At 62.9% G+C, this 20,362-nt stretch carries 18 protein-coding genes; 9 read left to right on the top strand and 9 right to left on the bottom strand.

Annotation, left to right across the window (positions count from 1 at the left end):
- Nucleotides 1–67 precede the first annotated feature (67 nt).
- Nucleotides 68–1,348 carry an ABC transporter substrate-binding protein gene (locus V6L75_RS08045; protein ID WP_334250991.1) on the bottom strand — a complete coding sequence of 427 codons (1,281 nt, stop codon included), beginning with the start codon at nt 1,346–1,348 and terminating at the stop codon, nt 68–70.
- Nucleotides 1,349–1,442: 94 nt separating this feature from the next.
- Entirely contained in the window at nt 1,443–2,561 is a 1,119-nt protein-coding gene (bglB, locus tag V6L75_RS08050; protein WP_334250992.1) for a beta-galactosidase BglB, read from the bottom strand.
- Nucleotides 2,562–2,778: 217 nt separating this feature from the next.
- Here bglB and kdgR point away from each other — a divergent pair, with 217 nt between their 5' ends.
- Nucleotides 2,779–3,600 (top strand): DNA-binding transcriptional regulator KdgR, encoded by an 822-nt coding sequence (gene kdgR / locus V6L75_RS08055; RefSeq protein WP_334250993.1) that lies wholly within the window; start codon nt 2,779–2,781, stop codon nt 3,598–3,600.
- 7 nt (nt 3,601–3,607) lie between these two features.
- Here kdgR and V6L75_RS08060 read toward each other — a convergent pair whose 3' ends face one another.
- The 7 genes from V6L75_RS08060 to V6L75_RS08090 all read right to left on the bottom strand — a co-directional run bounded on the left by V6L75_RS08060 (nt 3,608) and on the right by V6L75_RS08090 (nt 10,882).
- On the bottom strand, nt 3,608–4,996 hold the full coding sequence (locus V6L75_RS08060; RefSeq protein WP_334250994.1) for an FGGY-family carbohydrate kinase: 1,389 nt from the start codon (nt 4,994–4,996) through the stop codon (nt 3,608–3,610).
- Nucleotides 4,997–5,002: 6 nt separating this feature from the next.
- Nucleotides 5,003–5,317 (bottom strand): L-rhamnose mutarotase, encoded by a 315-nt coding sequence (gene rhaM / locus V6L75_RS08065; protein ID WP_019965533.1) that lies wholly within the window; start codon nt 5,315–5,317, stop codon nt 5,003–5,005.
- A 1-nt stretch (nt 5,318) separates the two neighbouring features.
- On the bottom strand, nt 5,319–6,359 hold the full coding sequence (locus tag V6L75_RS08070; RefSeq protein WP_334250995.1) for an ABC transporter permease: 1,041 nt from the start codon (nt 6,357–6,359) through the stop codon (nt 5,319–5,321).
- The gene (locus V6L75_RS08075; protein WP_334250996.1) at nt 6,356–7,339 is read right to left on the bottom strand and encodes an ABC transporter permease; all 984 of its coding nucleotides are present in this window, start codon (nt 7,337–7,339) and stop codon (nt 6,356–6,358) included. The genes V6L75_RS08070 and V6L75_RS08075 overlap by 4 nt, the downstream gene beginning before the upstream one ends.
- Nucleotides 7,336–8,919: a sugar ABC transporter ATP-binding protein gene (locus V6L75_RS08080; protein WP_334250997.1), complete on the bottom strand. Its 1,584-nt coding sequence runs from the start codon at nt 8,917–8,919 to the stop codon at nt 7,336–7,338. The genes V6L75_RS08075 and V6L75_RS08080 overlap by 4 nt, the downstream gene beginning before the upstream one ends.
- A gap of 103 nt (nt 8,920–9,022) precedes the next feature.
- Nucleotides 9,023–10,015 carry a rhamnose ABC transporter substrate-binding protein gene (gene rhaS / locus V6L75_RS08085; RefSeq protein WP_334250998.1) on the bottom strand — a complete coding sequence of 331 codons (993 nt, stop codon included), beginning with the start codon at nt 10,013–10,015 and terminating at the stop codon, nt 9,023–9,025.
- 60 nt (nt 10,016–10,075) lie between these two features.
- Complete coding sequence (locus V6L75_RS08090) at nt 10,076–10,882, bottom strand: DeoR/GlpR family DNA-binding transcription regulator (RefSeq protein ID WP_019965538.1); 807 nt, start codon at nt 10,880–10,882, stop codon at nt 10,076–10,078.
- A 188-nt stretch (nt 10,883–11,070) separates the two neighbouring features.
- Here V6L75_RS08090 and V6L75_RS08095 point away from each other — a divergent pair, with 188 nt between their 5' ends.
- The 8 genes from V6L75_RS08095 to V6L75_RS08130 all read left to right on the top strand — a co-directional run bounded on the left by V6L75_RS08095 (nt 11,071) and on the right by V6L75_RS08130 (nt 20,250).
- A complete protein-coding gene (locus V6L75_RS08095) occupies nt 11,071–13,173 on the top strand; it encodes a bifunctional rhamnulose-1-phosphate aldolase/short-chain dehydrogenase (protein WP_334250999.1) in 2,103 nt (700 codons plus the stop codon).
- A gap of 12 nt (nt 13,174–13,185) precedes the next feature.
- A complete protein-coding gene (gene rhaI, locus V6L75_RS08100; protein WP_334251000.1) occupies nt 13,186–14,475 on the top strand; it encodes an L-rhamnose catabolism isomerase in 1,290 nt (429 codons plus the stop codon).
- A 234-nt stretch (nt 14,476–14,709) separates the two neighbouring features.
- Nucleotides 14,710–15,489 carry an ABC transporter ATP-binding protein gene (locus tag V6L75_RS08105; protein ID WP_334251001.1) on the top strand — a complete coding sequence of 260 codons (780 nt, stop codon included), beginning with the start codon at nt 14,710–14,712 and terminating at the stop codon, nt 15,487–15,489.
- A gap of 32 nt (nt 15,490–15,521) precedes the next feature.
- Nucleotides 15,522–16,295: a transporter substrate-binding domain-containing protein gene (locus tag V6L75_RS08110; protein WP_334251002.1), complete on the top strand. Its 774-nt coding sequence runs from the start codon at nt 15,522–15,524 to the stop codon at nt 16,293–16,295.
- 330 nt (nt 16,296–16,625) lie between these two features.
- Nucleotides 16,626–17,351, top strand: coding sequence for an ABC transporter permease (locus V6L75_RS08115; RefSeq protein ID WP_334251003.1), 726 nt, complete (start codon nt 16,626–16,628; stop codon nt 17,349–17,351).
- A gap of 9 nt (nt 17,352–17,360) precedes the next feature.
- On the top strand, nt 17,361–18,050 hold the full coding sequence (locus V6L75_RS08120) for an ABC transporter permease (protein ID WP_334251004.1): 690 nt from the start codon (nt 17,361–17,363) through the stop codon (nt 18,048–18,050).
- Between the two features lie 41 nt (nt 18,051–18,091).
- Nucleotides 18,092–19,012 (top strand): homocysteine S-methyltransferase family protein, encoded by a 921-nt coding sequence (locus V6L75_RS08125; protein ID WP_334251005.1) that lies wholly within the window; start codon nt 18,092–18,094, stop codon nt 19,010–19,012.
- Between the two features lie 233 nt (nt 19,013–19,245).
- Nucleotides 19,246–20,250, top strand: coding sequence for a TAXI family TRAP transporter solute-binding subunit (locus V6L75_RS08130; RefSeq protein ID WP_334251006.1), 1,005 nt, complete (start codon nt 19,246–19,248; stop codon nt 20,248–20,250).
- Nucleotides 20,251–20,362 lie beyond the last annotated feature (112 nt).

Below are 20,362 nucleotides of genomic sequence, written 5' to 3' on the forward strand. Positions count from 1 at the left end.
GGAGGGCCTTGTCTTGCAGCACCCGCCCTGCTGATGGCAGGACGGGTGGTTTCAGGCAATGCTGGGATCAGCGCGCGCGTTCGATGATGGCCACGGCATCCTCAACGAAGATCTGACCGGCATCCTGCGGCGTCTGATTGCCGAGGATGACTTCGGACGCCGTACGCATGAAGGCGTCACGCACTTCTCCTGCCCCCTTGGGCTGGGGCTTGGGCAGCGGTCCGACCTTGTCCTGGATGGCCGTGAAGTAATCCACCGTGCGCTTTTCGATGGAGCTGAAGGACGGCGCCAGCGCCTCACGCACCTTCGGCGAGCAGGGAATGCCGCGCTCAAGGCCGAGAATGCCGGTGATCTCCGGATCATTCACCCAGTCATTCATGTAGGTCATGGCCGCATCCACATCCTTGGCATCGCGCGACAGGGACAGGAACATGGACGGTTTGATGAACTGGCCCGGCTTGCCACCTGGCAGGTGCGGCAGCATGGCAGGGCCAGCCTCGTCCTGCATCAGGTCCTGCACGCCAACAATCTGGTTCGACCAGATCAGCGACATGGCCGTGTCACCCTTGACGACACCGCGCTCAGCCAGCGCCGGGTCCAGCATCAGTGCCCGGTCCTTGGAAGCAACCGCATCAGCCTTGCGCAGGTCCTCCCAGAACTGGAAGAAGGTGGCTGCGTCTTCCGCAGTCGCAGCGACGTTGCCTTCATCGTCATAGAACTCGCGCCCGCGCTGGCGCACCCAGGCTTCCAGATATTCGATATAGGTCGAGAAGTCGTCCGTCCCCTTGACCCTGCCACCGGATGCCTTGGTGATGGCGGCCGCAATCTTGGCGAAGTCCTCGTGGGTCCAGCTCAGCGGATCGAACTCGATGCGCGCATCATTGAAGACCTGCGCGTTGTAGACCACCATCTGCGAGTTGGAGCCGATGTTCAGCGCATAGAGCTTGCCGTCCACCTTGCCGCCTTCCAGCGGCCCCTGATCGAAGCCATCCAGCATCAGCGTCTTGCCGATGTGGTCATCCAGCGGCTGAAGTGCGCCGCGTCCGACATATTCAAACAGGAAGCGGTGATCCATCTGCACCAGATCGGCCATGTTGCGGCCGGCTGTCTGGGTCGCCATCTTGGTCCAGTAGTCGCCCCAGCCGATGGTTTCACCCGACACGGTGATACCCGGATGCTTCTTCTGGAAGGCCTCGATCACGGCGAAGGTGCGCTTGTCACGCTCCGGATTGCCCCACCAGTAGTGGCGGATGGTGCGGTTCTGGGCGAAGGCTGCGCCCCCCGGCATGGCAGCAGCAAGCGCGGCAAGACCCATTCCCCCAAGGACGGTTCTGCGTGTGACAGTCATTCTGGTCTCCTCCCTGTTCGGCCCGGAACCTCCATTCCGCGGCCTTTGTGCTCCGGCAGGGCTCCTCTCCCTGCCGCATTCCCCCGCAGCTCTGTCAGATGTAGCTGCGCAAAAGCTCCGTCAGGCACAGCATGGCCATCGCCTGCCCATAGGGCATCGAGGTCAGCTTGATCTCACGGTAGAAATCGAGGTCGCTTCCCATGGCGGTGCCGAAGGACACCTGCTGCAGCTCGCCATCCTCGCTGATATTGGCGACAACGCCGCGCATGGCACGCTCGGCCACCTCAAGGTATTCGCCCGGCAGATAGCGCTTGCGCACGCCCTTCATCAGACCATAGGCAAAGCCAGCCGTAGCCGAAGCTTCCACATAGCTTGATGGATCATCCAGCAGCGTGTGCCAGAGGCCGCTTTCGTGCTGGTACTGCTTCAGCGCCGCCGCCTGACGGCCCAGCACAGACAGGAGATGGCGGCGCAGCGCATCGCCTTCCTTCAGGTCCAGAAGCTCGATGAACTCAGGGATCGCAATGGTGATCCAGCTGTTGCCGCGTGCCCAGAGGGCACGGGCAAAATTGTGGTTGCCATCAAAGCTCCAGCCGTGGAACCACAGGCCGCTTTGCGTGTCCATCAGGTACTGGATATGCAGCAGGAACTGGTACTTCGCCTCCTCCACATACTCGGGGCGCCCCAGCACAAGCCCGATCTTGGCCAGCGGCAGCACGCTCATCATCAGCGTGTCGTCCCACATCTGCTGGTCGTTGACGCTGTTGTAGACGATGTGCTGCAACCCGCCCTCTCGGGTGCGCGGCATCTCGTGCATCACCCATTCGGCCCAGGTTTCCAGATAGGGCACCCACTGCGGATTGGGCTCCAGCTCATGCAGCCAGGCAAGGGTGAGAAACGGGGCAACAGTATTGATGTTCTTGGTTGGCGTGCCTTCCGTCAGCCGTGCCGAGAACCAGTCCCGGATGATGCGCATGGCCTCCGTGCTGCCGGTCAGCTGCCAGTAGCGGAACAGGCCATAGAGCCCGATGCCGTGCGTCCATTCCCAACCGGCCCAACCCTTGGTATCAATGACGCGGCCATCTTCGAGGCGGAGCAGGAATTCACCCGTCTTGTCCTCGATGCTGATGAGGTTTCCGGTCAGCCGGTCGATGAGGCCGCAGACCTCGTCCCGGGTGACAAACCTCTCCTTCTGCCGCAACAGCGGATGCATGCGCGATCTCCTCCCAGATACCGCTTGAAATTTTTTCGGAACGCAATTCCGTATTTATCAGGCAACCACAATCCTACAACCTTGGCAATCATCTAAACCGATTGAAACACGATTTTTACAGGCCTGCATAAACTTTCGTCACATCAGGCCAACGCCAGCTTGACAGGCAGGAATTCAAATTTCAGAATGGCATTTCAAAAAATACTGAACGAGAAAAATGCCCGACAGCAAGTCCAAGGCTTCTTCCAGAGCCGAGCCCAAAACCGAAAACGCCGCTGCGGTCCTCAAGGTTTTCGCCGTGCTGGAGGCATTGGTAGAGGAGCGGCAGGCCAGCCTTGCTGCCATCGCCCAGCGGGCCATGACCTCCAAGACGACGGCACACCGGCTTTTGCAGACCATGGTTGACCTTGGCTATGCCGAGCAGGACGGCGACACGGAGAAATACCGCCTCACCCTAAAGCTCTTCAGCCTTGGCGCCCGCTCCCTCAACGAGGAATCGGATCTGATCCGCATCGCCGACAAGGTGATGGGCCGGCTGTCACGGGCTACCGGCGAATGCATCAATCTCGGCGTCATGGATGACCGGGAGCAGCGCGTCGCCTACATCCACAAATACGATTCCTTCTACAATCTCTCCACCCAGTCCACCCTCGGCCGCCGCAATCCGCTGCACAGCACCTCACTGGGCAAGGCCTTGCTGGCATGGCGCAGCGACGAGGAAATCCACGAGCGCCTCGCGGGACTGGACATGCCAAAGCTTGCCCCGCGTACGATCACGGATGCGCAAAGCCTGTTTGCCGCCATCCAGCAGGTCCGCGCCCAAGGCTTTGCCGAAGAGATCGAGGAAAGCGAGGCTGGCGTGCGCTGCATGGCCATTCCGGTCCTGGATCATCTGGGCCGCTCCATCGCTGCCATCAGCATTTCCTTCCCGCTGTTCCGCTTCGATGAAACCCGCAAGGCCGAATACGCAGGCCTCCTCAAATCCGCCTCCCGCGAGGCCTCCGCCGCGCTGGGCTGCCCGCCGGACAAACTGGTGTGAGGGGAGCTCACCCCTCAGCCACCACCTGCCGCCACGCAGCGGCATAGGCGGCAAAGGCTGCGTCCGGAATGACAGACGCGTCATCCTGCGCCGCGCCCTCCCCGCCCCGCCCGTCATCTCCCGCCAGCAGCAGCGCCGCGCCTATGCTGGTGCCGGTGACCGAGCCATCACCCACATGCACCTTCCGGGCTGAGGCCGCTTCCAGCATGGATAGATAGAGCCGGTTGGCTGCAAAAGGCCCTTCCACAATCACCGGCCCCTGCCCGCCGGTCATGGCAAGGCATTCCGCCGTCACGAGCGCCAGATAGAAGGACACCGCCGCGTAGCGCTGGCCATCAGACAGACCGGCCTCGTCCACGCTCCAGCGGTGCGTCCGGCCCTGAAACGGGCCGGAGCGCGGTTCGACAGCGGGTAACAGAAGGATGGAACGGTCCAGAACCTGCTGCACATCAGCATCCGTGCTGGCTCTGTCATACCCCTCCATCATCAGATCAAACTCGCGCCCGCCCATGAAGCGGGCCGAAGGCACGGCCCCGCCACGCGCATTGACATTGACCAGCGTGTCGCGGGCCGGATCGAGCATTTTCGCAGCCGCGCCGACACTCAGCGAAATCACCCAGGTGCCGGTCGAAACAACAGAAAAAGCTCCCTGCCGGGCCAGAAGATGCGGATAGAGCGAGGCATTGCTGTCATGGATGCCGCAGGCAACCGGAATGCCCTTCGGCAGCCCCGCCCGTTCCGCCACATCCGGCAGCAGCGGGCCCAGCACGTCACCAGCCTTGCGCACCGGCGCCATGCGGCCCTCAAGGCCAAGCCGTGACACCAGCGGCGAAAACACACCCTCGAACGGGTTCCAAAGATCCGTATGGCAACCCAGTGACGTGACCTCACAGGCGGCAACGCCCGTCAGGCGATAGGTCCAGTATTGCGGATAGGTGAGAACCTGCGCGGTGCGCTCCCGCAGGCCCTCTTGCGTTTCCAGCAGCCAGTGAAGCTGCGCCCCGAGATTGAGCCCCATGGACAGGCGGGGCGAGCCGGTCTGTGCAAAGCCGGGCCGCAGGGCATCGTACTGGCTGGCAAGATCATCCGGGCCGGTAAACTCATAGTCGAGCACAGGTGTGGCCAGCTTGCCGGAGGCATCCAGAAGCACGGCAGAAGCGCCATGGGTGGTGACGCTGATGGCGCCGATCCGGTGCTCCGCCGCCAGCTCCTTCAGGCTTTCCAGAAAAAAGCTCCAGAGCCCTTCCACATCGAAATGCGGATAGGGTCCATCCGTCCGCACAAGGTTCGGCTGCCGCCGGACGCCCAGTTCCTGACGGCGCGCGATGTCCACCACCGCCACCTTGGCGTTGGTCTTGCCGATGTCGATCACCGCGATGTTGCGCAAGCTGGCCATGCCGGGTCAATCCATGTGGAAGACGGTTTCAAGGGCAATGGCCACCGGCTCGTTGTCCGGCTTCGTTTCCATGATATCGGCCATATGCGCCCACCAGCGCTGCATCACCGGCGACGCCGGAAGGCTTGCCACCTTCTCCGCGCTCTCGCGCCACATCACGGCGAAGAGGATATTCGTCTCCCGGTCGAGATGGATGGAATAGTCGCGGATGCCAGCTTCCTTCAGCAGGGCGGAAAGCTCCGGCCAGATCTCGTCATGGCGGCGGCGGTATTCGGCCTCCATGCCGGGATTGAGCTTCATCTTGAAGGCATATTTCTCCATCTCACGCTCCCTTGCGGCGCTGCAGGATCTGGCGGGCAATGCGCGGCAGGGCGATGACGCCGATCAGCAGCAGGCCGGTGAAGATCGACATGACGATGCCCGGCACGTTGAGAAGACCAAGGCCAAAGGTCACCAGCCCCATCACCAGCGCGGCGATGACGACACCGGCAATGCTGCCCGCCCCGCCCAGAATGCTGACTCCGCCCAGCACCACCATGGTCACCACTTCCAGTTCCATGCCCGATGCGATGGACGGGCGCGTCGCGCCAAGCCGCGAGGTAAGACAGATGGCGGCCACGCCGGACATGAGCCCGGTGAGCAGGAACAGGGCAAACTTCACCCGCGCCACCCGGATGCCGGAGAAGAGCGCCGCCACCGGATTGTTGCCGATGGCATAGACCGCCCGGCCAAAGGTGGTGGCATGCAGCAGCAGGCCGAAAAGGACAGCCAGAATGGCAAAGAGTACAAGTTCGAAGGAAATCACCCAGAAGACATAGCCCTGGCCGAACCAGGCAAAGGAGGCCGGATAGCCGGTGTAGGCCTTGTCGCCGAGCACGATGTAGGAGATGCCACGGAAGAGGCTCATGGTCCCGATGGTCACGACAATCGACGGCAGGCCCAGCCCCGTGATCAGCGCGCCATTGACGGCACCGCACAGCAGCCCGGCCCCAAGGCCGATGGCCACCAGCACTGGCGTATCGGCCCCCATCTGCACCGCATAGCCCATGGCGGTGGAGGCGAGTGCGATGATGGCAGCGACCGACAGGTCAATCTCGCCGGAGATGATCAGCAGCGCCATGGCAAAGGCGATCATCGCCTTTTCGGTGAAGTTGAACGTGGCGTCCGACAGGTTCCACGGATCAAGGAAATAGGGAGAGGCCAGCGCATTCAGAATGAAGATGGCCACCGCCACGCCAAAGAGCATCAGTTCCCAGCTTGTAGCAATCCGCTGCACAGGACTGCGCAGCCGGTCGGGAATCTGCCGCCCGCCGCCGGGCGCCCCGGAACCAGAGCCGGGCGTTTGAAGGGAAACGGATGTCATGCCGTATGCTCCGCCTGCTTCAGGATGACCCGGCCCTTTGGCCGGTTCTGGGTAACATTGACTGCCACAGCGATCAGGATGGCCGAGCCGGAGATGGCGAGCTGCCAGAAGGGCGAGACATTGACCACCGGCAGTGCGTTCTTGATGATGCCGAGGAACAGCGCCCCCAGCACCGCGCCCGCCACGCTGCCCGCTCCACCTGCAATGGAAATGCCGCCAATGACGCAGGCCGCCACAACGTCCAGCTCAAAGCCAGCCGCAATATCCACATAAGCGACCGCATAGCGCGCCACCCAGAGATAACCGGTAAGCCCCGCCAGCGCACCGGAGAGCACGAAGGCAGCGCATTGGGTGCGCCCCGTATCAATACCCGCATATTGCGCTGCATGCGGGTTTCCTCCCACCGCATGGAAGGCCCGGCCCAGCGCCGTGCGGGTGACGAGAACGGCAAAGCCGGTGACAACCGCAATCGCGATCCAGGACAGCACCGGCAGACCCAGAACCACCGTGCGCGGAAAAGCCTTGAAGGCATCGCTCATCTGGTGCGCGTTGATCCAGCGCCCTTCGGAGATGAGAAAGATGATGCCCCGGTAGATGGTCATCGTGCCCAGCGTCACCACGATTGGCGGGATCGACAGGCGCCAGACCAGCAGCCCGTTGATCAGTCCGAGCCCCGCACCCAGCGCGATGGACAGGAGGATGATCAGAGGCACCGGCAGATCCGGCATCATGGTGTTGACCAGCGCCGCCACCATGCCCGTGAGCGCCAGGTTGGCCGCCACCGACAGGTCGATGCAACGGGTCAGGATCACCGCCATCTGCCCCAGCGCCAGAATGATCAGCGGTGCGGTGTCATTGAACACGCTGGCAAGATTGCCGGGCGCTACGAAACCGGGAAAACGCGAGGCGATCAGCCCCGTCAGCGCCACCATGGCGCCTGCCAGCACCAGCTCGCGGCCATGGGAAAGACGGATGCTCATGCGTGCCCCTCCTCGATCCCGGCAGCCGCCCGGACCAGATTTTCCGGCGTCATCGCCTCTCCCTCGAATTCGGCGGCAATCCGCCCCTCGCGCATCACGATCACGCGGTCGGACATGCCCAGCACCTCGGGGATTTCAGACGAGACGAGAATGACCGCGAGCCCCTCCCCCGCCAGTTCCGCCATGAACTCATGCACCGCCGCCTTGGAGCCAATGTCGATGCCCTTGGTCGGCTCGTCCAGAATGATCACGCGGGGCCGGGTCGCCAGCCATTTGGCAATGATCACTTTCTGCTGGTTGCCGCCCGAGAGAAGGCCGATATCCTGATCGAGCGCGGCAGCCCTCAGGTCCAGCCGGCGGGTATAGTCCCGCGCCAGCGCAAACTCTTCCGCCATCTTCAGAAACCCCTTGCGGGAAACGGCCTGCAAAGAGGGCAAGGTCACGTTCTGATAGATCGGCAGACCCTTCACCGCGCCCTGCTTGCCCCGGTCCTCCGGCACATAAACGATGCCCTGCCGGATGGCTGCATTCGGGGAGCGGATCACCGCCACCTCGCCGTCAATGCGGATCGCGCCCTTGGAAGGTTTCGTGATGCCGAACAGCGCCTGCATGAATTCGCTGCGCCCGGCACCGACAAGGCCATAGAAGCCAAGGATTTCACCGGCGCGCAGGGTGAAATTGATGTCCTCGAACTCTGTCGGATGAGCATAACCCACCACCTTCAGCAGTTCATCACCCAGCTTCGGGGTGCGCTTGGGAAACACCTGATCCACCGGGCGGCCGACCATCATGCGCACAAGATCGCCCTCGCGCACATCGCGGATATGCCCTGCGCCCACCAGCTCCCCGTCGCGGAATACGGTATAACGGTCAGCCACGCGGAAGATTTCATCGAACTTGTGGCTGATGAAGAGGATGGCCTTTCCTTCGGCCTTCAGCCGGTCCACCAGCTCATAGGTTTCTTCGATTTCCTTGTGCGACAGTGCCGCCGTCGGCTCATCCATGATGACGACGCGGGCGTCAATTGACAGCGCCCGGGCAATGGCCACCAGATGGCGGCTGGCGATGCCGAGATCCTTCAGTTGCACGTCCGGATCAATCTGCGCGCCGATCCGCTCCAGCAGGCGCCGCGCCTCCTGGCGCATCTTGCGCCAGTCGATGAGGCCGAAGCGGCTGCGCGGGGCATGGCCGATAAAGATATTCTCTGCCACCGTCAGCTCGTCAAAGAGTACGGTTTCCTGATGGATTGCCGTCACTCCGGCCTTTGCGGCCGCCTCAGCTGCGGGAAAGGCCACCGGCTGGCCGTCAACGCGGATCTCGCCCGCATCCGGCTGGTAGATGCCGGTCAGAACCTTGACGATGGTGGACTTGCCCGCACCATTTTCCCCGATCAGCGCCGTCACCTGCCCCGGATAGAGGTCCAGCGAGACGCCCGAAAGCGCCTTGACGCCCGGAAAGGACTTGGAAATGCCGGTCAGCGAAAGAACCGGAAGGTCCTTCGCGCTGGCTGGATTCAAGGCAGCACCCGGCTGATCCGGGAAGTTGGCAAGCATGGCAATGCCCCGGTTATGCCGGAACATGCAGTCCCGGCGTCATGTGTGATGTTGTATCAGGGTCGCGGACGGTGCCCGGCCAATCACACAGCGTGTCACAGGCCGGGCACATGTTGAGGCCTGGGAGGTCTCAGAAAATGTCCTTGAAGGCATCGATGTTGGAGCTGTCATAGACAAACGGATCTGCCATCGCGCCCGTGTTGCTGTCATCCAGCTTCAGCGTGCCCATGCGGCCCATCGGAATTTCCGCGCCGGGCTTGGCTTCGGCCTTGCCCGTGGCAAGGTTGTAGGACAGCACCGTGGCGGCATAGCCGAGGTCGATCGGGTTCCAGATGGCGAAGGACTTGGACGCGCCCGACTTGATGTGCCCGGCCATCTCTGACGGCAGGCCAAGGCCCGTCACATTGACCTTGCCAACCTTGCCCGCATCGGTGACTGCCTGCGCCGCCGCAACAATGCCGACGGAGGTCGGGGCAATGATCGCCTTCAGGTCCGGATAGGTCTGCATCAGGCCCTGCGCCTCACGGTAGGACTTGTCGGCAAGGTCATCGCCATAGACGGTGGCCACCACATTGATGCCCTTGTAGTTGCCCTTGACCTTGTTCATCTCCTCGATCCAGATGTTCTGGTTGGTCGCCGTGGCAGAAGCCGACAGCACCGCCACATCACCACCCTCCGGCAGGTGATCTGCCGCCAGCTTGATGATCATGTTGCCGATCAGCGGGCTGGACGAGGGATTGAGATGCAGCTGGCGGCCTTCCGGCGCCACGCCCGAGTCCCACGAAATCACGGTGATGCCGCGGTCCATCGCCTTTTTCAGGGCCGGCACAAGCGCATCCTGATCATTCGCGGAGATGGCGATCGCATCCACTTTCTGGGCGATCAGCGCATTGATCACCTCGATCTGGCCTTCCGCCGTCGTATCGGTGGGGCCGGTGTAGATGATCTCGACATCGCCCAGCTCCTTGGCAGCTTCCTGCGCGCCCTTGTTGGCAGCCTCAAAGAAGCCGATGCCCAGCGCCTTCACCACCAGCGCAATGCGCTTGGTCTCGGCATGGGCGGGCGCGGAGAATGCGAGCGCGGCAACAGCAGTCGCCGCCAGAAGCGTCTTCATGAATGTCATTGTCTTCCTCCCAGTCATTCCACCGGCCGTTCCTCCCGCCGGTCAGAAATCTCTATTCCGTCAGCCCCCGCCGGCAGCGCTTGCCTGCGCTGCCTCGACGGGCGCTGCAATCACCTGCACCCCTGCCTGCTCCAGCATCTGGGCGGCGCTGTCCGGAATGCCCTCATCGGTGATCACCGTGGTGATGCGGTCCAGCGGGCACAGGATCAGGCTGGAGCGGCTGCGGAATTTGGACGAGTCCGCCAGCACCACCAGTTCATCCGCCTGCCCGATCAGCTTCTGCTCCGCCTGGATGAGAAGCGGATCCGCCTCCATCAACCCCAGCGGCCCCAGCCCTTGCGCCCCCATGAACATGCGCCGCGCATAAAAATTACGCGTCACGTCATTGTCGAAGGGGCTCAGGATGATGTTCTGCTCCCGGTAGATCACCCCGCCGGACAGGATGATCGTGTTCTTCGAATGCTTGAGCAGGTGCTCGGCAATCGGGAACGAATTGGTGAAGATCTGCATGCGCTTGCTCGCCAGCGGATGCACCATCTGGAAAGTGGTCGTGCCGCCGTTGATGATGATCGCGTCACCATCCGTGCAAAGCTCCACCGCCGCACGGGCAATCGCCCGCTTCTGCTGCGCGTTGATCGCCTCGTTGACGCTGAAGGGGCGGCCCGCCAGCCCGACGAACTGCGGCGGCGTGATCGATTCCGCCCCGCCACGGACCCGGCGCAGCTTCTTCTGCACATGCAGCGCCGCGATATCTCGGCGGATGGTCGCTTCCGAGGAATCCGTCAGCGCCACCAGTTCCGCAACGGTCACGACCGGACGGTCCTGAACGGCGGACAAGATGATCCTGTGACGCTCTTTCTCGTGCATGCATTCCTCCCGATGTCCCGCTCAGGCTTCCATCAAATTCGAGCAGTGTCAATCACGATTCGTCATATTGCTGCAATGCAGCGTCAATTTTGATCGATCATGATTGAAACTGATTGACAACAAGAGATATCACGGCAAGTCTCCGGTCAAAAGCTGGCCTTGCTCCGGCTCACTCTCGGGAGGACTACATGACTGATTCCGCCGCCGGTTCCCGGCTCGCAAACCTGTGGGATGAGGCAAAGGCTTCGGCCATGACCGAATCTGGCCGGCTGCTCTACCGCTCGAACCTGCTCGGGTCCGACAAGCGCATCACCAACTACGGTGGCGGCAACACATCCGCCAAGGTCATGGAAAAGGATCCACTGACCGGCGAAATGGCGGAAGTGCTGTGGGTCAAGGGCTCCGGCGGCGATGTGGGCACCATCAAGCTCGACGGTTTCGCCACGCTCTACATGGACAAGCTGCGGGCGCTGAAGGGCATTTACCGGGGAGTAGCCTTCGAGGACGAGATGGTGGGCCTGCTGCCCCACTGCACCTTCAACCTCAACCCGCGAGCTGCCTCCATCGACACGCCGCTGCATGCCTATGTGCCGAAGAAGCACGTGGACCACATGCACCCGGACGCCATCATCGCCATTGCCGCCTCGAAGGACAGCAAGGCGCTGACGGAAGAGATTTTCGGCAAGGACATCGGCTGGCTGCAGTGGAAGCGCCCCGGCTACGAACTGGGCCTGTGGCTTGAAAAGTTCTGCCTCGAAAATCCGGAAGCACGCGGCGTCGTGCTGGAAAGCCACGGCCTCTTCACCTGGGCCGATGATGCGCGCACCTGCTACGAGACGACCATCGAAATCATCAACAAGGCGATGGCCTGGTTCGAGGGCAAGCTGGCTGGCAAGGCCGCTTTCGGCGGGCAGAAACACGCCATCCTGCCGCGTGAGCAGCGCCGCGCCATTGCCGCCCGCCTGATGCCCGCCATTCGCGGCATGGTCAGCGGCCAGCAGCACATGGCCGGGCACTTCGACGACAGCGATGCGGTGCTGGAATTCGTCTGCGCGCAGGACATGGAAGCCCTCGCGGCGCTGGGCACGAGCTGCCCGGATCACTTCCTGCGCACCAAGATCCGCCCGCTGGTGGTGCAGCTTGATCCGGCGAAGCCGGATGTGGACGCCGTGCTCAAGGGTCTGCCCGATGCGGTTGCTGCCTACCGGCAGGACTACACGGCCTATTACGAGCGCTGCAAGCATGCGGACAGCCCCGCCCTGCGTGATCCCAATGCCGTTGTCTATCTGGTGCCGGGTGTTGGCATGATCACCTTTGCCAAGGACAAGGCAACAGCCCGCATCTCGGGCGAGTTCTATGTGAACGCCATCAACGTGATGCGTGGTGCGTCCGGCGTTTCCACCTATTGCGGCCTGCCGGAGCAGGAAGCCTTCGACATCGAATACTGGCTGCTTGAGGAAGCCAAGCTCCAGCGCATGCCCAGGCCGAAGAGCCTTGCCGGCCGTGTCGCCTTTGTCACCGGCGGGGCTGGCGGCATCGGCTCGGCAACGGCGGAGCGGCTGATGAGCGAAGGCGCCTGCGTGGTGCTGGCCGATATCGACGCCAATTCCCTCGCCCAGACGGCAGAGCGCCTGGCCGCCCGCCACTCCCGCGACGTGGTGCGCACGGTTGTCATGGATGTGACCAGCGAGGATGCGGTGGAGCGGGCCTATGCGGAAGCCTGCACGGAATTCGGCGGCATCGACATTCTGGTGTCGAACGCCGGTATCGCCTCCTCGGCGCCCATCGAGGAAACCAGCCTCGAGCTGTGGAACAGGAACATGTCGATCCTTTCGACCGGCTATTTCCTTGTTTCCCGCAGCGCCTTCAAGGTGATGAAGGCGCAAGGGATTGGCGGCTCGATCGTCTTCATCGCCTCCAAGAACGGCCTTGCCGCCTCTCCCGGCGCCAGCGCCTATTGCACGGCCAAGGCCTCGGAAATCCACCTCGCGCGCTGCCTTGCACTGGAAGGGGCGCCGGATGGCATCCGCGTCAACGTGGTCAACCCGGATGCGGTGCTGCGCGGCTCCAAGATCTGGTCGGGCGACTGGCTGAAGGAACGGGCACAGGCCTATGGCAAGGACACGGCGGATCTGGAAGAGCATTACCGCCAGCGCTCGCTGCTGAAGCGCTCCGTGCTGCCGGAAGACATTGCAGAGGCCACCTATTTCTTCGCCAGCGAAGCCTCGGCCAAGTCCACCGGCAACATCATCAACGTGGACGCAGGCAACGTCCAGTCCTTCACCCGCTGACGGAGGCCATTCATGACCCTGATGATCGGTTCCGATGTCCTTGAGAAGGACAATGCCGCCCGCAAAGCAGACCTCGCGCGCGACTATGACAGCCTTGGCGAGCGGCTCGCCCGCCGGGGCATCGACATCAACGCGGTGAAGGCGAAGGTTGCCGCCTATGGCGTTGCCGTGCCGTCCTGGGGCGTAGGCACTGGCGGCACCCGCTTTGCCCGTTTCCCCGGCGCAGGCGAGCCGCGCCACATCTTCGACAAGCTGGAAGACTGCGGCGTCATCCAGCAGCTGACCCGGGCAACGCCCTCCGTCTCCCTGCATATTCCCTGGGACAAGGCCGATCCGGCGGACCTGAAGGCCAAAGCGGACAGCCTCGGCCTCGGCTTTGACGCCATGAACTCCAACACCTTCCAGGATCAGGCCGGACAGGCCCATTCCTACAAGTTCGGCTCCCTCTCCCACACGGATGCCGCCACCCGTGCGCAGGCGGTCGAGCACAACATCGAATGTATCGAGCTTGGCCGCGCCATCGGCTCCAAGGCTCTCACCGTGTGGATCGGCGACGGCTCCAACTTCCCCGGACAGGCGCATTTCACCCGCCAGTTCGAGCGCTATCTGGAGGCGGCCCGGCAGATCTACACCGCCCTGCCGGAGGACTGGCGGCTCTTCACCGAGCACAAGATGTACGAGCCCGCCTTCTATTCCACCGTAGTGCAGGACTGGGGCACGAACTATCTCATCGCGCAGGAGCTGGGCCCCAAGGCCTTCTGTCTGGTGGACCTCGGCCACCATGCGCCCAACGTGAACATCGAGATGATCGTCGCCCGCCTCATCCAGTTCGGCAAGCTGGGCGGCTTCCATTTCAATGACAGCAAGTATGGCGATGACGATCTCGACACGGGATCGATTGATCCCTACCGGCTGTTCCTCGTCTTCAACGAGCTCGTGGACGCAGAAACCCGCAAGGCGCCGGGCTTTGCCCCCTCGCACATGCTAGACCAGTCGCACAATGTCACCGATCCGATCGAAAGCCTGATGGCCAGCGCCATGGAGGTGCAGCGCGCCTATGCGCAGGCCCTGCTGGTGGACCGCAAGGCCCTCGACGGCTTCCAGGACAGCAACGACGCGCTGATGGCCACCACCACGCTGAAGGCCGCCTTCCGCACCGATGTGGAACCAATCCTCGCCATGGCCCGTCTGGAGTCCGGCGGCGCCATCGACCCCGTTTCCACATACCGCGCCTCCGGCTACCGCGCCCGCGCCGCAGAGGTCCGGCCAGCAGTTTCCGGCGCTGGCGGGGGGATTGTGTGAGAGCGGGCACCAAACTGACCTGAAGCCACTCCATCACCCCGGACGCGCTTGCGTGATCCGGGGTGAGACTTTTTTGCTTTCGGGAGCCTCTCCCTCCCGGCACGCCCCCCCACAAAACTGCAGTTCTGCCTCCCGCCTTCCAAAGGAAATATCTTTCCCAAACGTCCTGATGCCAATTGGCAAGCTGGCAAAACCGGGCTAACAGGCGATTGAAACAACGCGGAACGGCTGCCCATGACGCATGAGCCCGCCTTTGCCCTTGAGGTGGAGGACGTCCACAAGAGCTATGGCCCGAACGAGGTGCTGAAAGGCATTTCGATGACCGCCCGCAAGGGTGACGTGATCTCGCTGATCGGCTCATCGGGAGCGGGCAAGAGCACCTTCCTGCGCTGCCTCAATTTTCTGGAACAGCCCGACCGGGGCCGCTTTGTCATCAATGGCGAGGAAGTGGCCCTGAAGCCGGACCGGAACGGCCGCCTGCATCCGGCCAACTGGCGCCAGATCGAGCGCCTGCGCACCGGGCTTTCCATGGTGTTCCAGAGCTTCAATCTTTGGGCGCACATGACCGTGCTGGAAAACGTCATCGAAGCCCCTGTCCATGTGCTGGGCCAGAACCGGCGCGAGGCGACGGAGCGGGCAGAAGCGCTGCTGGCCAAGGTCGGCCTTCATGACAAGCGCGATGCCTATCCGGCGTTTCTTTCAGGCGGCCAGCAGCAGCGCGCCGCCATTGCACGCGCCCTGTGCATGGAACCTTCGGTGATGCTCTTCGACGAGCCGACCTCCGCGCTTGATCCGGAGCTTGTCGGCGAGGTGCTGAAGGTCATCCGCGATCTGGCCGCCGAAGGGCGCACCATGGTGCTCGTCACCCACGAGATGAGTTTCGCCCGGGATGTCTCCAGCTACGTCATGTTCCTGCATCAGGGCCGCGTGGAAGAGGAAGGCACGCCGGAGAAGGTGTTCGGCGCACCGGAAAGCGCCCGCTGCCGCGATTTTACCGCCTCCCTGAGGCACTGAACAACAATCACAAGCATGAACGGGGAAACACCATGAAGAAGCTTCTGTCCATTCTCCTCACCGGCGCCGCGCTTGCGGCAAGCTCCGTCTCCGCCTCCGCCGAGCTGCGCTTCGGCGTGATGAACGAGCCCTATCCGCCGTTCTTCACCAAGGATGCCTCCGGCAAGTGGGTGGGCTGGGAAATCGACCTGATGGATGCCGTATGCGCCGAGATGAAGGAGCAGTGCTCCATCGTTGATATCGCATGGGACGGCCTGATCCCCGGCCTTGAGGCCAAGAAGATCGACGTGATCTGGTCCTCTATGTCCATCACCGAAGAGCGCAAAAAAACCATTGCCTTCACGGACAAGTACTACAACACGCCCAGCAAGCTGATCGGCGCCAAGGACGGCACCACCGGCACCACGGCGGATGATGTGGCTGGCAAGGTGATCGGCATTCAGGTATCGACCGTCCAGTCTGATTATTATGCCAAGTACTTCAAGGACAAGGCCGAAGAAAAGACCTATGCCACCCTCGACGAGGCTTTCCAGGATCTTGCTGCCGGACGCATCGACTACGTGTTCGGCGATGCCATGCCGCTGGAAGAGTTCCTGAAGTCCAGCTATGGCGCGGACTGCTGCGAGGACAAGGGCAACGTGGCCGGCGACCCGGCCATCCTCGGCTCCGGCATTGGCGGCGGCCTGCGTCAGGACGATACAGAGCTTCAGGCCAAGCTGAACGCCGCCATCGCCGCTGTCCGCGCCAGCGGCAAGTACAAGGAAATCTCGGACAAGTACTTCTCGTTCGATCCTTACGGCGAGTGATCTGCAGAAAATGAAGTTGCCGGGATTGGTGTCAGCGCCTCTTCCGGCCTCTTCTGAGGCTCTGAGTTTGTGCAAACAGGCTGCAGCCCCCCTGCCCCCTTGAGGGGGAGATGTCTGCGACAGCAGACAGAGGGGGGTGCCAGCGCCTCAGCACGGCACGGCCACTCTTGAACAGACGGGCAGTCCGTTACCCCCCTCTGCCCCCTTCGGGGGCATCTCCCCCTCAAGGGGGTAGAGGAGTTGGTGTCTGGCTGACGGTCCGAAATGAACATCCCCCATTGGGGCAAAGGCCGCAGGCCAAAGACTTTATTGGATTGTCCCAGAGGCAGCATGGCGAACCTGACCTATCTTGAGCTTCTGGCACCCTCGCCTCCCGGCTGGGGCGGTGTGCTGCTGGCCGGGGCTGCGTCAACAATCGCCATTTCGCTCGGCGCCTACCTCACCGGCATGGTGCTGGGCCTCCTGGGGGCATGGGGCAAGCTCAAGGGCGGGCGCGCAACATCTGCCCTGCTCGACGGCTACACCACCGCCATCCGCGCCATTCCCGAACTCATCCTGATCATCGGTCTTTATTATGCGGGCACCGACGGCCTGAACCGGCTGCTCACTGCCATCGGCCTGCCCACAGTCGAGGTGAACGGCTTTGTGGCAGCCGTCGCCGTGCTCGGCATCGTGCAGGGTGCCTACATGACGGAAGTGTTCCGCGGCGCCATTCAGGCGGTGCCCACCGGCCAGATCGAGGCGGCAGCGGCCTTCGGCATGCGGCCTTCCCTGCGCTTCCGCCGTATCATCCTGCCGGCGATGATCCCCAATGCCATGCCGGGTCTTGCCAACCTCTGGATGTCCGTCACCAAGGACAGCGCGCTCATTGCCGTTGTCGGCTATCAGGAGCTGGCGCTGGCCACACGCATCGCGGCGGGCAACACCAAGCAGTATTTCCTGTTCTTCGCGGCAGCGGCGGTGCTCTATCTGATCATCAGCCTTGTCTCCACCCGTGTGTTCAACCTGCTGGAGCGGCGTGCACGCCGGGGCCAGCCGGCACCCGGTCAGGCATAGGAGACGCAGATGGATTTCTCCTGGCTTGGCAAGTACGCCCCCCTGCTTCTGTCCGGTGCCTGGCAGACGGTTGCCCTGCTCGGCATTTCCGTCAGCATCGGCTTTGTCCTCGCCATCGGCCTCGCGCTGGCGCAGGTATCCGGGCCGCGCTGGCTGAAGCTGCTGGCGCGCGGCTATTGCGGCTTCTTCCGGGGCACACCGCTGCTGATCCAGCTCTGGCTGCTTTATTATGGCGTCGGCTCGCTGCTGCCGATGGTGCCAGGCCTGCGCGGCAGCTTCCTCTGGCCCATCCTGCGCGAGGGCTTCTTCTTCGCCGCCGTCAGCTTCACGCTCAACCACGCCGCCTATCAGGCCGAAATCCTGCGCGGCGCACTGCTGAGCGTGCCCAAGGGAGAGCTGGAAGCCGGGCGCGCCTTCGGCATGACGCACTTCCTGCTGCTGCGGCGCATCTGGCTGCCGCGTGCCATCCGCACTGCTCTGCCCAGCATCACCGGCGAAATCGTGCTGCAACTGAAGTCAACGCCGCTCGCCTTCACCGTCACGGTGATGGATCTTTACGCGGTTGCCTACAAGGTGCGGCAGGATACGCTGCTCGTCTATGAACCGCTGATCGTGGTCACGCTCTTCTATGTGGGTCTGACCATCATCCTCACCCGCATTTTCAAGCATGTGGAGGCGCAGGTGCCGGTGCGCCGCTGAAGGCGCTGCCCTGTTGCCCCAAACCCGCGAAGGAGTATCTCATGGCCAGCAAAATCCGTATTCTCGACGGCGGCATGAGCCGTGAACTGGTGCGGCTCGGCGCCGAGCTGAAGCAGCCGGAATGGTCGGCGCTTGCCCTCATCGACACACCCAACATCGTGCGGCAGGTGCATGAGGAATTCATCGCCGCCGGGGCAGATGTCATCACCACCAACAGCTACGCGCTGGTGCCCTACCACATCGGCGAAGAGCGGTTTGCCAAGGAAGGCCGCGCCCTGATCGCCCTCTCCGGCCGCCTTGCCCGGGAAGCGGCGGACGCGGAAACCACGCGCAGCGTGCTGGTCGCCGGCGGTCTGCCGCCCATTTTCGGCTCCTATGAGCCGCAGAACTTTGATCCCGCCCGCGTGCAGGACTATCTGTCCGTCCTCGTTGAGAAACTGGAGCCCTATGCAGATGTCTGGCTGGGCGAGACCCTGAGCCTCATTGCCGAAGGTGAAGCCGTGCGCGCCGCCACCGAGGGCACCAACCGCCCCTTCTGGGTGTCCTTCACGCTGGAAGATGCAGACACGCAAGCGGCCATCGCGAACCCGAAGCTGCGCGGCGGGGAGACTGTGGCGGAAGCTGCCGAATGGGCCGCAGGCTCGGGCGCGGCAGCGCTCCTGTTCAACTGTGCCAAGCCGGAAATCATGGCCAGCGCCATCAAGACGGCCTCCGCCGTCTTCGCCGCAAAGGGCGTGAAACTGGACCTTGGCGTCTATGCCAATGCCTTTGAAAGCAACACAGATGACGGCGCGGCGAACGAGGCCCTGCACGGCACCCGCGCCGACCTCACCGGCGACCGCTATACCGGCTTTGCCTGCGACTGGGTAGAGGCTGGCGCAACTCTCGTCGGCGGCTGCTGCGGCATCGGCGCCAGCCACATCCACAGCCTTGCGGCACGCCTCAAGGGAACATCCGCCTGAAGCAGGCGCGCAAGCTCCTGCAGGATAATGGGGCACCGGCACATTTGCCGGTGCAGATCTGCTCAAACCTGATAGAGTTTTTTTCATGATGCGATTCCGGGCAGCCGTCTGGCTCTCCCGCGTCAGCCCGCTATCGTGCCCTGTTTCCTCCCCAAGGAACGCTGACATGAGCAGTCAGGAAGCAGGGACCGGAAAGAAAACAAGCTGAGAACAGCAGAGAGGAACGGGACTACATGTTCGCCTATTTCAAAAGCGCCCTCACCGCAGCGGCCCTGACGGCCAGCCTCATGGCGCCTGCCGCTGCGCAGGACCTCAAGTTCTTTACCATCGGCACAGGCGGCACGGCCGCCACCTATTATCCGGTGGGCGGCGTCATCGCCAATGCCATCTCCAATCCTCCGGGCTCGCGCCCCTGCGCCGAAGGCGGCAGCTGCGGCGTACCGGGCCTGATTGCTTCGGCTGTGTCCTCGCGCGGTTCGGTTGACAACCTCAATGCCATTTCCTCGGGCCTGCGCAATTCCGGCTTTGCCCAGTCGGACGTTGCCTACTGGGCCTACACCGGCACCGGCACGATGCAGGGCCAGGCTCCGGCTGAAAAGCTGCGCGCAATCGCAGCCCTCTTCCCCGAGCATATCCATCTGGTGGCTCTGGCTGACAGCGGCATCAATTCGGTTGCCGACCTCAAGGGCAAGCGCGTGTCCCTCGATGAGCCGGGCTCCGGCACTTATGTGGATGCCAACCTGATCCTTGAGGCCGCAGGTCTTGGCGTTGCGGATGTCACCGCCGAAGCCCTGAAGCCGGATGCGGCCAGCGATGCCCTGCGCAATGGCCAGATCGACGCCTTCTTCTTCGTTGGCGGCTACCCGACCGGCGCCATCGTGGAGCTGGCGTCTGCTGCCAAGATCAAGCTCGTCCCGATCGATGGCGACACCGCTGCCAGCCTGACCGGCAAGCACGCCTTCTTCGCCAGCTCCGACGTGCCGGAAGGCGTCTATGAAGGTGTCCCGGCTACCACAACCGTTGCCGTTGGCGCCCAGTGGATCACCAGCTCTGACGAAAGCGAAGAGCTGGTCTACGAGATCACCAAGGCCCTTTGGAACGACAACACCCGCAAGCTGCTGGACACCGGCCACGCCAAGGGCAAGTCCATCACCAAGGAAACCGCTCTTGACGGTATCGGCATCCCGCTTCATCCGGGCGCCGAGAAGTTCTACCGCGAAGCCGGCCTCCTGAAGTAAGTCCACCTTGAGACGGCGCGGCCCGGAACACCAGCTTCCGGGCCGCTTGCTTTTGTGGCAGGGCATGCTGCGCCTTACGCAACACGCCTTGCAAAAGCCAATAATCGCAAGG

This window comes from Pannonibacter anstelovis (assembly GCF_036881715.1).
Lineage (GTDB): Bacteria > Pseudomonadota > Alphaproteobacteria > Rhizobiales > Stappiaceae > Pannonibacter > Pannonibacter anstelovis.